A 14,509-nucleotide genomic window follows, 5' to 3' on the forward strand; every position below is an offset into this window, starting at 1 on the left:
TTGCCCGCCGGCGTGACACATGTCCTTCCTGGGGGCTCTCGGGCTAACTCATTGACCGGCAAGGAGGTTTTTGCTGTAATCGCGGGTTTCCCGAATCCGCCTGCGGAGGATCGCGCCCGAGGCTGCCAGCGAAAGCGGCAGGCCGGGGGCGGCAGTCCGCAGCCAGCAGAGTCGCACCGGACGCATCCCGCGCTTCGTGCTCCAAGGCTCCCCGCGACGCGGCCTCGAGAAAGCCAGGAAGCCCGCCACAGCGCCTGTGGCGCCACACGCCCCCCGCAGAGAAGCTCGCCTTTTCGGCGAAGGGCCGTGGCCGCAGGAGAGGCGGGCTTCGCTTTGAACGCGAAGCACTGTCCCCGTTTGCCGGGGCCGACAAGAGGACATCATCATGAAACGCACCTATCAACCTTCCAAGGTCCGCCGCGCCCGCACCCACGGTTTCCTGGTCCGCATGAAGACCCGCGGTGGCCGCGCCGTCATCAACGCGCGCCGCGCCAAGGGCCGCAAGCGCCTGGGCCTGTAAGCCCGACGGCCGCCAGCCGGCCTCCGTGCTGAATCGCGCCTTGCCGCCCCTCGGGCGGCTGAAGGACAAGGCCGACTTCGAGTCCGCGCTGGACCGCGGGCAGGGGCGTGTGCTGGCGAAAAGCCCTCACTTCGTGGTGCACTACTCACCGGTTCTTGCACCGCCGAGAGGCAAGTTGTCAACAGGCGAAGTCCCTCTGGAACAACAGCCTGTGGATGACTTGCAGCCCGGCCCCGCCTCGCCCCCCTCTGCGGTGGTGAGGGTGGGGGCCGTGCTGCCCAAGCGCCTGGCACGCCGCGCGGTCACGCGCAACCTGCTCAAGCGCCAGATCCATGCCGCCGCCGCCCGCGCGCTGCCGCAATTGCGTGGCGGCGCGTGGGTGCTGCGCCTGCGCAGCCCGATCGACAAGGCCGAGTTCCCGAGCGCCGCTTCGGACGCGCTGCGCCACGCGGTGCGCGAGGAGCTCGATGCGCTGCTGGCACAGGCCGCGAAGCGGCTGAGCGCCCGCGGCGCGCCGCCGCCTGCGCACGCGCGCCCGAGCGCGGCCCCCGGTCCCGCGGCAGCCGCCGCGGACTGAAGGCCGTGAGCGTCCACTCGCCCGCCGCCCGGGCCGCCGATCCCCTCCCGATGCGCGCCTTGCTGATCCTGCTCGTCAAGGGCTACCGGCTGCTGCTCAGCCCCTGGCTGGGCTCGGTCTGCCGCTTCGAGCCGACCTGCTCGGCCTATGCGCTCGGCGCACTGGAGCGGCACGGCGCGTGGGCGGGCACTTACCTCACGCTGCGCCGCCTCGCGCGCTGCCATCCCTGGTGCGCCGGGGGCTGCGACCCGGTTCCCGCGCAGCCGCCCCGCCTCTTCACCCGCCTGCCCGGCCTCGCGCGCGAGCGCGCCGCCGCAGGCGAGGAAGCTTCCTCCACTTCCACCCAAGCCCCCACCAAAGAGCCGCCTCCATGACCGATATGCGCCGCACCATCCTGTGGCTGGTGTTCACGATGTCACTCGTCCTGCTGTGGGACGCGTGGAACAAGCACACCGGCCGGCCCACGATGTTCTCGCCCGCGCCGGCGGTCTCGGGTGCGCAGGCGCCCGGCGCCGCGCCGCAGGCGCAGCTGCCGGCACCCGCCACGACGGGCGGCGCGGCCGTGCCGACCCCGCCGCCGGCCACCGTCGCGGCCGAGAAGGTCGCCATCACCACCGACGTGGTGCAGGCGACGATCGACGCGAAGGGCGCGGACCTGATCCGGCTCGAGCTGCTCAAGCACGCCGACGAGCACGATCCCAAGCGCCCCGTGGTGCTGATGCAGCGCGATGGCCAGCGCTTCTACGTCGCGCAGTCCGGCCTGATCAACCGCGTGGACGCCGGCCCCGCGTTCCCGAACCACACCACGCTGATGACGCCGATGCCGGGTCCGCGCACGCTCGAGCCCGGCCAGGACTCGCTGCAGGTGCGCTTCGAGTCGCCGGAGATCGGCGGCCTGAAGTATGCGAAGACTTACGTCTTCAAGCGCGGCAGCTATGCGGTCGAGGTGAAGCACGAGGTGACGAACACCGGCGAGCAGCCGGCGACGCCGCAGCTCTACCTGCAGATCGAGCGCGACGGTTATGCCGAGAGCGGCAACTACATGATGGGCACCTCGACCTTCACCGGGCCCGCCATCTACAGCGAGACGTCGAAGTTCCAGAAGATCGACTTCGGCGACCTGGACAAGGGCGGCGTCGCGGTGCCGCCGGCCGGCACCCAAGGCTGGGTCGCGATGGTGCAGCACTACTTCGTGTCGGCCTGGCTGAAGACGGATTCGGCGCAGCGCGAGTTCCGCGTCACGAAGAACCCGCAGACCGGCCGCTACACGGTGGCGATGGTGCTGCCGATGGAGCAGCTCGCTCCCGGCCAGACCCGCGCCGTCGACACCACGCTCTACTCGGGCCCGCAGGAGGAGAAGCGCCTGGAGGCCCTGGCGCCGGGGCTGGAGCTGGTGAAGGACTACGGGATGTTCACCATCATCTCCAAGCCGCTGTTCTGGCTGCTCGACAAGCTGCACGGTTTCATCGGCAACTGGGGCTGGGCGATCGTCGCGCTGGTGGTGCTGCTGAAGGCGGCCTTCTACGGGCTCAACGCGAGCGCCTACCGCTCCATGGCCAAGATGAAGGCCGTGGGCCCGAAGCTGCAGGAGCTGCGCGAGCGCCACAAGGACAACCCGCAGCAGATGCAGCAGGAGATGATGCGCATCTACCGCGAGGAGAAGGTCAACCCGCTCGGCGGCTGCCTGCCGATCCTGATCCAGATGCCGGTGTTCATCGCCCTGTACTGGGTGCTGCTGTCCTCGGTCGAGATGCGCAACGCGCCCTGGGTGGGCTGGATCACCGACCTGTCGGCCAAGGACCCGTACTTCATCCTGCCGGTCGTGATGACGCTCACCACGCTGTTCCAGACCTGGCTGAACCCGACCCCGCCGGACCCGATGCAGGCCCGCATGATGTGGATCATGCCGCTGGTGTTCTCGGTGATGTTCTTCTTCTTCCCGGCCGGCCTGGTGCTGTACTGGATCACGAACAACATCCTGTCGATCGCGCAGCAGTGGTACATCAACCGCAAGCTGGGCCTGAACAAGTAAGCCGGCCCCCGCGCCGTACCCGACGCCCCGCGGCCCCGCGCCCCGGGGCGTTTTTCATGGGGCGCGGCGCGCCGCGTGCCGCTGCCCGACAATCCCGCTGCCCTTTCCCGGAGTGATCCCCGCCATGCTGCCCCGCCATCACGACCCCATCGTCGCCATCGCCACCGCGCCGGGCCGCGGCGCGGTCGGCATCGTGCGCGCCTCGGGCCGCAAGCTCGAGCCGCTGATCGAGGCGGTGTGCGGCCAGAAGCTGAAGGCGCGCCACGCGACGCTGATCCCTTTCCGCGAGGCCGACGGCTCGACGATCGACCAGGGCCTCGCGATCCACTTCCCCGCGCCGCACTCCTACACGGGCGAGGACGTGCTCGAGCTGCAGGCGCACGGCGGCCCGGTGGTGCTGCAGCTGCTGCTGGCGCGCTGCCTCGCCGCCGGGCGCGAGATCGGCTTGCGGCTGGCCGAGCCGGGCGAGTTCACCGAGCGCGCCTTCCTCAACGACAAGCTCGACCTCGCGCAGGCCGAGGCGGTGAGCGACCTGATCGACGCCAGCACCGAGGCCGCCGCGCGCTCGGCCAGCCGCTCGCTCAGCGGCGCCTTTTCAAAAGAGATCGAGACGCTGCGCGAAGGGATGGTGCGGCTGCGCATGCTGGTCGAGGCGACGCTCGACTTCCCGGAGGAGGAGATCGATTTCCTCGAGAAGGCCGACGCCTGGGGCCAGCTCGGCGCCCTGCAGCGCGCGGTGGACACGGTGCTCGAACGCGCGCGCCAGGGGGCGCTGCTGCGCGAGGGCATCACGGTGGTGCTGGCGGGCCAGCCCAACGTGGGCAAGAGCAGCCTGCTCAACGCGCTGGCCGGCGCCGAGCTCGCGATCGTCACCGCGATCGCCGGCACCACGCGCGACCGCGTCAGCGAGACGATCCAGATCGAGGGCGTGCCGCTGCATGTGATCGACACCGCGGGGCTGCGCGAGCAGGCGACGGACGAGGTCGAGCGCATCGGCATCGCGCGCAGCTGGGAGTCCATCCGCGCGGCCGATGCGGTGCTGTTCCTGCACGACCTCACGCGGCTGGGCCAGCCGGACTACGACGCGGGCGAAGCCGAGATCGCGCGGCGGCTGCCGGCCAACGTGCGCCGCATGCATGTCTTCAACAAGCTCGACGCGGGCGCGGCGCCGCCGGCCTCGGGATGGGCGGGCGAGGGCGAGGCGGTGGTGGCGCTGTCGGCGCGCACCGGCGAGGGGCTGGACCTGCTGCGGCGCACGCTGCTGGAGATCGCCGGCTGGCATGCGCAGCCCGAGGGGCTGTTCATCGCGCGCGAGCGCCATGTGCAGGCGCTGCGCCGCACGCGCGAGCACCTGGAGCTGGCGGCGCTGCACGCCAGGAGCGCCGACCAGGCGCTCGACCTGCTGGCCGAGGAGCTGCGCCTCGCGCACGACGCGCTCGGCGAGGTGACGGGCGCGTTCAGCTCGGACGACCTGCTGGGGGAGATCTTCAGCCGGTTCTGCATTGGCAAGTGAGCCCGGCTCCGGCGCCTTGCTGAACAAGCCCCTGCGCGCCCGCTGCTAGCGGGTGCCGGCGCTGCCGCGCTCGCCGTCGCGGCGCTGCTGCGGCAGCCCCTGCGGCCGGTCGGCCGGGTGCTCGCCGGCCCTCGCCCACATCGCGCGCGTCGCCATCGTCACGGCCGGGACGCCCTCGACGCCGTGCATCAGCGCGATCTCGCCGCGCTGCTCGTGGACGATCGCGTGCGACATCAGCCGCAGGCGCGGGTCGCCGGCGCGGTGCAGCGCCGCGTCGGCCATCGCGATGGCGCCGCGGTGGTGGAAGCTCATCGCGTCGACGAAGGCGGCGTCGAACTCGCCGCCGCGCAGGCGCCGCAGCGCCGCGAGCCGGGCGGGGTCGAGCAGGCCGGGCATCGCCGCGCGCTCCTGCTCGGAGCAGACGAAGGCGGGCGGCGCGTCGAACCAGCTGCGCCACCACTGCGCGAGGATCGCCACCTCGCCCTTCTGTGTCGCGATCATCAGCCGCGCCAGCGCGCGCAGCTGCGGGTCGGCGGCCTGCTTCGCCGCGAGCGACGCGAGCTCGATGCCCTGCTCGTGATGCACCGCCATGTGGCGCATGTAGTCGCGGTCCCGGGCCGTGTCGCCGCCGAGGTGCGGCAGCTCGCGCTGCTGGCTGCCGAGCGCGGCCAGCACGCCGAGCAGCAGCGTGCCCCCGGCCGCGAGCGCGCCCCAGCGCGCGGCGAAGCGGCGGTGCGGGGACGGCACGCGCCGCGCCAACCGGTCGCGCACCCAGGGGAACAGCGGGTAGAGCGAGGCGGACAGCAGGTGCACCACCAGGCCCAGCCAGTAGGCCTGCAGCAGCGTGAAGGCCGGCTGCCGGAACGGCAGCAGCGGCACGATGAGGAACCACTCGATGGCCGAGGTCAGCAGCGCCCAGGGCACCGCGGCGAGCAGGATCGCCGGCGGCGACAGCCGCGCGGTCCAGCGGCCGAGCAGGCCGAAGAACACCACCGCCCACAGGATGTCGGCGGACTGGTGGATCAGGATGCCGAGCGCGAGCACCGGCCAGCCCGGCTCGGCCTGGAACGCGGCATCGCGCATCAGCAGCGACGCGACGATCATCCAGTCCACCCCGACGTCGCGGCCGATGCGCGCGGCGCCGAGCGAGACCGCGACGGTCGAGAAGGTACTCGTCACCAGGCCGAGCAGGAAGGCGGCGCGCAGGTTCAGGCGCGTGTCGTCGTGCGGGGCCGGCTCGTGCATGTCCTGCCGCAGGCAAAGTTCCTGCCCGGCGGCGGGCTGTACGCCATTTCATGGGAAAGGAGATCTGTCAAGGATCCAGCCCGCAGCACCCCCTCGAATAGGGGGTATGGGCCTCCCGGCAACGGCGTAGCTTGGAGTGCAGGGCCGGTCCTCGGCGCCGGCTTCCGGACGCTTCATCCCCGAGCCGAGAGGAGGGTGCAGCCATGGCATTGGCAGACTGGCGCCTCGAAGGCGAATGGATCAAGAACTGCATCTGCGCCTACGGGTGCCCGTGCGACTTCAACGCGCCGCCGACGCACGGCGAGTGCAAGGGGCTGCTGGGGATGCGCATCACCCGCGGCCATTTCGAGGACGTGGTGCTCGACGGCCTGTCCTTCTTCGTCCTGGTCGGGTTCCCGGGGCCGCTGCACGAGGGCAACGGGCAGGCCCAGCCGATCCTCGACGAGCGCGCCAGCCCCGCGCAGCGCGAGGCGCTGTTCAAGATCATGTCGGGGCAGCATTCGGCGCAGGGCACGCTGTTCCACATCTTCAGCCTGATCGTCACGAAGATGCACGAGCCGGTGTTCGCGCCGGTGAGCCTGGACTTCGACGAGGAGGCGCGCAGCGCGCGCCTGGCGATCGACGGCGTGCTGGAGACCGAGGTCGAGCCGATCCGCAACCCGGTCACCGGCGCGGAGCTCCGCATCCAGGTCGTGCTGCCCGAGGGCTTCGAGCACATCAAGGGCGAGGTGGCGTCGGCCGACATCCGCTGCAAGGGCGCGATCCCCTTCGAGACCCGCGGCTCGCACAGCACGCTCGCGTACGTGGTCCACACGCCGCAGGGCGTCGCCGCCTGAGCGCGGCAGCGCTTTCGCGGCGCTGCGCGCAGCAGGTGCTGTCCGGAGGCGGGACATGGCCGGCGCGTCGATCCTGAGGGCCGCGCTGCGGCACGAGCGGTGGCTGGTCGCGGGCGGCCTGCTGCTGGTCGTCGCGCTGGCCTGGGCCTACCTGTGGTCCGGCGCCGGGATGATGCAGCAGATGGGCGACATGGCGATGCCGATGTCCGGGCCCTGGACGCCGGGACAGGCGCTGCTGATGTGGGTGATGTGGGTGGTGATGATGGCGGCGATGATGCTGCCGGGCGCGGCGCCGATGGTGCTGCTGTACGACGGCATCGCGCGCACGCGCCGGGCGCGCGGCGAGGCCGCGGGCGGGGCGGGGCCCTTCGCCGCGGGCTATCTCGCCGTGTGGGCGGGTTTCAGCGCGCTGGCGGTGGCGCTGCAGTTCGCGCTGGAGCAGGCGGCGCTGCTGTCGCCGATGATGGAGACGACGAGCATCGGCCTGGCCGGCGCGGTGTTCGTCGCCGCCGGCATCTACCAGTGGACGCCGCTGAAGCAGCGCTGCCTGCGGCACTGCCGCTCGCCGCTGGAGTTCGTGCTGGCGCACTGGCGCGAGGGGCGGCGCGGCGCCTTCCTGATGGGCGCGCGCCACGGACGGGACTGCCTCGGCTGCTGCGCGATGCTGATGCTGCTGCTGTTCGTCGGCGGCGTGATGAACCTGGGCTGGATCGCCGCGCTCGCGCTGTTCGTGCTGGTCGAGAAGCTCGCGCCCGCCGGCCACTGGATCGGCCGGGTCGCCGGATTGCTGCTGCTCGCCTGGGGCCTCGCGACGCTCGCCGCCGCCTTCCTGCCGGCCGCGTCCTGAGCCGCCCCGCCCAGCATGGGAACCGCCGGGGAGCGCGCATGGATTTCGAGGAACTGGTCGACGCCATCCAGCTGCTGAACACCGAGGACGCCTTCCGGCCGCGGCTGGACGCGGCGCAGTGGCGGCTGCTGGGGGGCTACCTGGACCGCAGCGAGGTGGCCGCGGGCGAGCTGGCGATCCGCCAGGACGACACCGCCCGCGGCATGCACTTCCTCGGCCAGGGCTCGATGCAGGTGTTCCGCCGGGGCGGGCCGCCCGGCAGCCTGAAGGTCGCGATCCTGCGGCCGGGCGCGGTGCTCGGCGAGCCCTCGCTGTTCGGCGAGGGGCCGCGCATGGCGAGCGTCGAGGCGATGACGCCCTGCCTGCTGTGGACGCTGACGCCGCAGCGCTTCGACGAGATGACGCAGTGCCATCCCGCCCTGGCGCTCGAGGTGATGCGGGCGGCCGGCGCGGTGATGGCGGCGCGGCTGCGCGCGAGCATCGCGCGCCAGATGCCGATTCCGTGAGGAGCGGCGCGGAGCCGGCCCGGGGCGGCTCCGCGCCGCCGGCGCGCGAGCGTGCTTACTGGGGCCGGGTGGCCGGAGGCGCCGGCTGGGGCTGCGAACCTGCCGCGCGGGCCTCGGCCTGCGCCTTGGCGCGGGCGTCGAGCTCCGCCAGCGGCGTTGCCGTCGGGGTGCTGTCCACCACCGGGCAGCGCTCGGCCGCGTCCTCGCCCGCGCTCCAGCCCGTCTCGATCGCGGCACCGGTGTCGACGCGCGACAGGCCGAGCGTTCCCGTCAGCGAGTTCAGGGCCGCCTGCGCACGCGCATAGGCGATGTGCAGGTCGTATGCGGCGTTGGCGTAGGCGCGGCGCGAGGTGTAGACCTCGTTCTGCGCGTTGAGCAGGTCGAGCAGGCTGCGCTGGCCGATCTCGAACTGCTGCCGGTAGGAGTCGCGCGCGCGCTCGATCGCCGCCATGTTGCGTGCGAGGTAGCGCAGCTGCGTGCCCAGCTTGTCGGTGTCGTGGTGCGCGATGGCCGCCGTCTGCCGCACCTCGCGGCAGGTGCGGTCGCGCACGTCGGCGGCTTGCGCGATCAGGTCGGCGAGCTGGCGGCTGCGCGCCCGGTCGCTGCCGCCGTTGAACAGGTTCCAGTTCAGCACCAGCTCGGCGGTCACGTCGCGCTGCTGGTCGATGTTGCCGTTCAGGTTCTCGCCGGTGCTGGTGCGCGCCCGCGCCTCCAGGCGCGGCTGGTAGGTGCCGCGCTGCCCCTCGGCCTGCGCCCGGGCGGCGCGCAGGTTCTCGATGGCGGCGCTGATCGCGGCGTTGCGTGCCAATGCCTGCGCCACCGTCTCCTGCGCATTGCCGGGCAGCCCCTCCTTCAGCAGCGGCCCGAGGGCTGCGGCCGGCGGCGGCGCCTCGCCGACGATGCGCTGGTAGCGCGCGTTCACGTCGTGCAGGTTGGCCAGCTCGGTGGCGAGGTTCGACTCCGCGAGCGCCAGGCGCGCCCCGGCCTGGTCGACGTCCACGCCGCGGCCCACGCCGGCCTTGAAGCGGCTCTCGATCTGGTCGTTGAACACCTTGTGCTGGACATAGTTGTCCTCCGCCTGCTGGACCAGCTGGCGGTAGCGCAGCACGTCGTAGTAGGCGCGTGCCGCCTCGAGCGCGGTCTGCTCGCTGACGTCGACGAACTCGAAGTAGCGCGCGTTCTTCACGTGGCCGAGGCGGCCCACTTCCTTGCGCGTGGCGAAGCCGTCCCACAGCAGCTGGGTCACGCTCAGCCCGGCGCCCCGGTAGCTCACGCCCCGGTAGGTGGAGGGCTGCAGATCGGTGCGGTCGCGCGTGCGCCCCAGGTTGGCGTTCACGTCCAGGCGCGGATAGTAGGCGCCGCGGGCGACGCCGATCTCGTGGTCGGCCGCCTGGAAGGCGTGGAAGCGCGCCGTGACCTCCGGGTTGGTGACGATCGCCTTCTGGGTGCTCAGTTGCAGCGGGTCGGACGCCTGCTGCGCCAGTGCAGCGCCACAGCAGAGAAGAGCAGAGGCAATGCTGAGAAGCTTGAGACGCGGCATAGGGAGAAGGCAGTTGAGGAGGTCACGCGGAAGTCCCGGCTTCCCGGAAGGAAGAAGGACGCGAAGGTCGTAGAATGATAACGAATTGTCACTAATTTCGATCAAGTTTACTTTGCCTGAGTGTGTTATCAGGCACAGCGGCAAGACTCTACGGAAGTCGCGCATCTGCAACTCTGTACAACCCGCGCCGGCATGGTGGCCCGGCTCAAATTGCGGTCGCGATGGTCGATATGCCCTTGATGGCACGAAGCGAGAGGGCAAGCCCGGAGTCCGCAGGCAGTGGCGCCAAGCGGCTTCGCTTGCGCGTGCTCTGCCATGTCGCGGCAGCGCTGCTGCTGCTCTTCTCCGTCGAGCCCCAAGCGTGGGATGTCGTGCGCATGCGCGCCGCCGCGCAGCAGCACGGGCCGCTTGCGGTGTCCGGCGTGCAGGCGCTCGAGGCGACGCTCGCGGCGGCGCGGCAGCGGCCCGAGGCCGAGCGGCTGCAGATCGTCAACCGCTTCTTCAACGAGCGCATCCGTTACGCCGACGACCTCGAGACCACCGGGCTGGCCGACCAGTGGGCCAGCCCGGTGGAGTTGCTCGGGCGGGGTGCCGGCGACTGCGAGGACTACTCGATCGCCAAGTACTTCTCGCTGATCGCCGCCGGCGTGCCGAGCGCACGGCTGCGGCTGGTTTATGTTCGGGCCGAGGTGGAGGGCCTCTCCGTGGCCCACATGGTGCTCGCCTACTACGCGCAGCCCTCCGCCGAGCCGCTGCTGCTCGACAACCTGCGGCCCGAGATCCTCAAGGCCTCGTTGCGGCCCGACCTGCGGCCGGTCTTCAGCTTCAGTGCCGAGGGTCTGTGGCAGGGGACCGGCTCCGTGACCGCCGGGAATCCGGTCGAGCGGCTGTCGCGCTGGCGGGAAGTGATCACCAAGACCCGCCTGGAAGGCCTCATGTGAGCAATCCGATCGAGTTTCCCGAGGGGACACCATGTCCATGATCCGTCAGTTCTGGCTGCTGCTGCTCGTCACGATCGTCGCGGCCCTGCTCGGCAGCGTCGCGGTCAGCGTCGATGCCGCGCGCGGCTACCTGGAGACGCAGCTGCGGCTCAAGAACAGCGACAACGCCCAGGCGCTGGCGCTCAGCCTCTCGCAGCTCGGCGGCGGCGTGACCCAGGCCGAGATCGCGATCGCCGCACAGTTCAACACCGGCTTCTACCAGCGCATCCGGCTGCTGGGACCGGACGGGAGCGTGCTCGTCGAGCAGGCCGCCGAATCGCAGCCGGCCGACGCGCCCGGCTGGTTCGTCAGGGCGGTGCCCCTCGAGTCGGTTCCCGGCTTCGCCGAGCTGATGGATGGGTGGCGGCCGATGGGCCGCATCGAGGTGGTGAGCGCCTCCAGCTTCGCCCATGACGACCTGTGGCGCGGCACGGTGCGCACCGCCGGCTGGCTGGCGCTGGTGGGCCTGCTCACTGCGACGGCGGGAGCGCTGGTGATCCGCCGGCTGCGCGCGCCGCTGCAGGACACGGTGGCGCAGGCGCGCGCGCTGCTCGAGCGCCGCTTCGTGCGCATGCCCGAGCCTTCCGTGCCGGAGCTGCGCGAACTGAGCCGCGCCATGAACAACGTGGTGCAGCGCCTGCAGAGCATGCTCGGCGAGCAGTCCGCGCAGATCGAGGCGCTGCGGCAGCAGACCCAGAGCGACGAGCTCACGGGGCTGGCCAACCGGTCCCATTTCCTGCGCCAGTTGCTGAGCCTCGCGGAGCGGGAGGATGCTCCGGCCGCCGCCGCGCTGGCGCTGGTGCGCGTGAGCCATCTCGCCGAGATCAACCGCGAGCTCGGCCGCGCCGAGACCGACGCGCTGCTGCGCGCGGTGGCGACGGCGCTCGGCGGCGCGGGCTCCGGGCAGTGCATCGCGGGCCGGCTCAACGGCAGCGACTTCGCGCTGCTGGCGATGGAGGGGGACGCGAGCGCCGCGGCCCGCAAGCTGCAGGCGGCGCTGCGCGTCGCGCTCGCGCGCTGGCAGCAGGTCGGGGTGGCGATCGGCGCCGTCGCGTGGCGGCCCGAGGAGGCGCCGAACGTGCTGATGCAGCGTGCCGACGAGGCGCTCGCGCGTGCCGAGGCGCGTGCCGCGGCGCGCGGCGACTTCGCGGTGGACGCGAGCTCCGAGCTGCCCGGCGGGGAGCAGCCGGCGCCGGTGGGCGAATCGCAGTGGCGGCAGCTCCTCGCGAGCGCGCTCGAGCAGGGCGCGGCGACGGTGGGCGCCTATTCCGTGGTCGCCCGAAGCGGCGCCCTGATCCATCTCGAGGCGCCGCTGCGCTTGCGACTGCGCGAGCAGGGCCCCTTCGAGCCCGCGGCCCGGTGGCTGCCCTGGGCCCTGCGCGTCGGCCTGGCGCCCGAGGCCGACTTGCTGGCGGTGCGGCTGGCGCTGCGCCAGATCGAGGCCGACGGCCTGAGCCGCGGAGTCAACGTGGCGGCCGCCTCGCTGCTCGACAGCAGCTTCGTGGTGCGCCTGCGCGCCTGCCTGCTGACCCGGCCCGAGGCGGCGCGGCTGCTCTGCGTGGAGGTCAGCGAGCAGGTGGCGGTGACGCAGCTCACCGTCCTCGGCGAGCTCAGCCGCCAGCTGCGCCCGCTCGGCGTGAAGGTGGGCATCGAGCACGCCGGCTGGGGCATGTCGAAGATCGAGGGCCTCTACGAGGCCGGGCTCGACTACGTCAAGCTCGACGCCTCGCTGTCGCTCGGGCTGACCAGCGACCGCGCCCGAGCGGACTTCCTGCGCGGTCTCGTCGCGATGCTGCACGGCATCGGATGGGCGGTGTATGCCGAAGGCCTGCGCAGCGCGAGCGACGCCGAGGCGGTGTGGGCCTGCGGCGTCGACGGCATCACCGGCCCCTGGGTCGGGGCGCACGCCGCGGCGGCGGCGGCGCAGCCCGGCCGGCGCTGAGCGCACCCCTGCGATCCTCCTCCGGGATCGCGCGGCGGGCCGCCGCTTTCGCAGCGGGCCCCGCGTCCGGGGCTCAGACGCTGCCGTCGACGAGCAGCTTTCCGCGGCTGATCAGGTCGTTGATGATCTGGCTGTTGTTGCTGAAGCCGCTCACCAGATCGACGTTGGAGAACATGATCACCTGATCCACCGTGCCGTTGCCGGCCGTGCTGACCTCCAGCTTCGTGGCATTGGCGCTGCGGTCGAACGTGAAGTTCAGGTAGCTGTTCAGGTTCGAGCCGTTCTCGTTGACCAGCAGGTCGCGCAGGTCGAGCTTGTCGCCGCCTGTCGAGTTGTCGAAGTCGGTGATGCGGTCGATCGCCGGCGCGGAGGCGGTGCCGCCATCCCCGAAGTTCCACTTGAAGACATCCGAGCCGGCCCCCCCGGTGAGGACGTCGCTGCCAGAGCCGCCGACGACGACGTCGTTGCCCGCGCCGGCATTGATCGTGTCGTTGCCCGTGCCGCCGTGGATCCAGTCGCTCGAGGACGTGCCGTTGATCGTGTCGTTGCCGGTGCCGCCGATGATCTCGTTGCGGGGGGTGAAGGTGAGGCTGACGGTGCTGCTCGCGGCATCGCCGTCGGCATCCCTGCCGGTGACGCTCAGAGGGGTACTCTGCGGGACTTCGCTGCTTTCGCCGGACACCGATACCAGCCCGACGCGGAAGCTCGAGCTGCTGCCGCCCGCGATCACCAACTGGCTGAAGTCCTTGCCCGTGGGTAGCAGAGCCTCTTGCTCGGAGCCGTTAGAGCCGCTCCCGGCGATAGAGCTGGACCTTACCTCGTTGCCGTTGGCGTCGAGCATCCTGTAGTGCAGCGTCTCGCCCGCCGAGAGGCCGTCGATCTTGAGCGTCACCGCCTTCATGTTGGTGCTGAAGTTGAAGGTGAGCGTCTCCCTGTGATCGATGAAGTTGTTGGCAACCCCGAAATAGCCGTTGTTGGTATTGACGCTGGCGGTCTGGCCCTGTGCGTCCTTGCCGACCACCGTCATCACGAAACGGTTGTTCACATCGCCGTACGAGTAGGTGCCGGTGTTGCCTCCCTTGATGTCGCCGAAGATGCTGGCCGTGTAGACGGTGGCGTCGAGCGGGCGAAGCATGGTGACGCCGTAGGTGCCGCTGGCGGTGTCCGGCGTGACCGTGTAGACCTGCGTGCCGTCGGTCGCCACGGCCACCAGCGAGCCGGGCGTGCGGCCGGCGACGTAGCTCAGCTTCATGCCCTGGTAGAGCAGGTGCTGCGTCACCTGCTGACCGTTCTCGGCGGTGTGCGTGGCGGTGATGAAGCCTTGCGCATCGACCCCCGCCCCGCCACTGAAGGCGAGGGCCTTGGTGGGACCCGCGTCGGCGCCGAAGTTCAGATTCAGGTTGCCGACGAAGGTAGCGCCGTCGCCGCGCATCACGGAGGCGGCCTCGGGCGCCGCGGTGAAGACGGCGCTGTCGTCCTCGATCCGCACATTGAGGGTGCCGAAGCTGACGCCGCCCGCGCCGTCCGACACCTGCACGCGCAGCGGCACGGTGTGCACGTCTTCGCTGCTGCGATCGGGGTGATCGATCGGACCCGAGAGCGTGACGGAGTAGCGGCCGCCGTCGTCGATGGTGGCCGTCAGGATCGTGCGGCCGCCGACGCTGCCGATCAGCGGGCTGCTGCTGCTGCCGCTGCCGCTCCACTGGAGGGGTTGTCCGCCCGAAGTGAAGTGGTCTGCCGGTTGCAGGAGCGTCACCGTCCAGCTGCTGCTGTCGGCGTCGGAGATGCTGAGCGTGCCGCTTGCAGTCACGGTGTTGGTGGTGTCGGGATTGCCGACGTTGTCGGGGTTGGCGCCCGGCAGGCCTTCCTCGGACAGCGTGACAGTGGCCGTACCGACGACCGGCGCGTCGTTGGTGCCCTTGATGGTGATCTTGACGGAGCTGGCGGTGCCGTCGAGCGCCTTGACGACGA

At 71.4% G+C, this 14,509-nt stretch carries 13 protein-coding genes; 10 read left to right on the forward strand and 3 right to left on the reverse strand.

The genetic code is table 11. The annotated features are described in order from the left end of the window. Window positions 1–385: 385 nt before the first annotated feature. The 5 genes from rpmH to mnmE all read left to right on the forward strand — a co-directional run bounded on the left by rpmH (window position 386) and on the right by mnmE (window position 4,642). The gene (gene rpmH / locus D3A59_RS17090; RefSeq protein ID WP_029463016.1) at window positions 386–520 is read left to right on the forward strand and encodes a 50S ribosomal protein L34; all 135 of its coding nucleotides are present in this window, start codon (window positions 386–388) and stop codon (window positions 518–520) included. Window positions 521–545: 25 nt separating this feature from the next. Then, a complete protein-coding gene (locus D3A59_RS17095; RefSeq protein WP_157991569.1) occupies window positions 546–1,097 on the forward strand; it encodes a ribonuclease P protein component in 552 nt (183 codons plus the stop codon). Between the two features lie 50 nt (window positions 1,098–1,147). Then, window positions 1,148–1,471, forward strand: coding sequence for a membrane protein insertion efficiency factor YidD (gene yidD, locus D3A59_RS17100; RefSeq protein ID WP_119156431.1), 324 nt, complete (start codon window positions 1,148–1,150; stop codon window positions 1,469–1,471). Beyond that, window positions 1,468–3,129 carry a membrane protein insertase YidC gene (yidC, locus tag D3A59_RS17105; protein WP_119156433.1) on the forward strand — a complete coding sequence of 554 codons (1,662 nt, stop codon included), beginning with the start codon at window positions 1,468–1,470 and terminating at the stop codon, window positions 3,127–3,129. Before yidD ends, yidC begins: the two co-directional genes overlap by 4 nt. 124 nt (window positions 3,130–3,253) lie before the next feature. After that, window positions 3,254–4,642 carry a tRNA uridine-5-carboxymethylaminomethyl(34) synthesis GTPase MnmE gene (mnmE, locus tag D3A59_RS17110; protein WP_119156435.1) on the forward strand — a complete coding sequence of 463 codons (1,389 nt, stop codon included), beginning with the start codon at window positions 3,254–3,256 and terminating at the stop codon, window positions 4,640–4,642. A gap of 45 nt (window positions 4,643–4,687) precedes the next feature. Here the strand turns inward: mnmE and D3A59_RS17115 are convergent, their stop codons facing one another. Further along, window positions 4,688–5,887 (reverse strand): DUF305 domain-containing protein, encoded by a 1,200-nt coding sequence (locus tag D3A59_RS17115; RefSeq protein WP_119156436.1) that lies wholly within the window; start codon window positions 5,885–5,887, stop codon window positions 4,688–4,690. 203 nt (window positions 5,888–6,090) lie between these two features. Between D3A59_RS17115 and D3A59_RS17120 the strand changes: the two genes are divergently transcribed. The 3 genes from D3A59_RS17120 to D3A59_RS17130 are packed head-to-tail and all read left to right on the forward strand — an operon-like array spanning window position 6,091 to window position 8,076. After that, complete coding sequence (locus D3A59_RS17120) at window positions 6,091–6,723, forward strand: DUF1326 domain-containing protein (RefSeq protein WP_119156438.1); 633 nt, start codon at window positions 6,091–6,093, stop codon at window positions 6,721–6,723. Between the two features lie 55 nt (window positions 6,724–6,778). Then, complete coding sequence (locus D3A59_RS17125) at window positions 6,779–7,570, forward strand: DUF2182 domain-containing protein (RefSeq protein WP_119156440.1); 792 nt, start codon at window positions 6,779–6,781, stop codon at window positions 7,568–7,570. 38 nt (window positions 7,571–7,608) lie between these two features. Beyond that, window positions 7,609–8,076: a cyclic nucleotide-binding domain-containing protein gene (locus D3A59_RS17130; protein WP_119156442.1), complete on the forward strand. Its 468-nt coding sequence runs from the start codon at window positions 7,609–7,611 to the stop codon at window positions 8,074–8,076. A gap of 55 nt (window positions 8,077–8,131) precedes the next feature. Here D3A59_RS17130 and D3A59_RS17135 read toward each other — a convergent pair whose 3' ends face one another. Beyond that, a complete protein-coding gene (locus D3A59_RS17135) occupies window positions 8,132–9,616 on the reverse strand; it encodes a TolC family outer membrane protein (protein WP_119156443.1) in 1,485 nt (494 codons plus the stop codon). 305 nt (window positions 9,617–9,921) lie between these two features. On the opposite strand from D3A59_RS17135, the gene D3A59_RS17140 reads away from it, so the two are divergent. Then, entirely contained in the window at window positions 9,922–10,557 is a 636-nt protein-coding gene (locus D3A59_RS17140) for a transglutaminase-like cysteine peptidase (RefSeq protein ID WP_240636099.1), read from the forward strand. Between the two features lie 31 nt (window positions 10,558–10,588). Further along, the gene (locus D3A59_RS17145) at window positions 10,589–12,538 is read left to right on the forward strand and encodes an EAL domain-containing protein (protein WP_119156445.1); all 1,950 of its coding nucleotides are present in this window, start codon (window positions 10,589–10,591) and stop codon (window positions 12,536–12,538) included. Window positions 12,539–12,611: 73 nt separating this feature from the next. On the opposite strand, the gene D3A59_RS17150 is transcribed toward D3A59_RS17145, so the two are convergent. Further along, window positions 12,612–14,509: type I secretion C-terminal target domain-containing protein (locus D3A59_RS17150; protein ID WP_119156447.1), on the reverse strand; the 1,898-nt coding region annotated here is incomplete at its 5' end.

The organism is Caldimonas tepidiphila, from assembly GCF_003569765.1.
Taxonomy (GTDB): domain Bacteria; phylum Pseudomonadota; class Gammaproteobacteria; order Burkholderiales; family Burkholderiaceae_C; genus Caldimonas; species Caldimonas tepidiphila.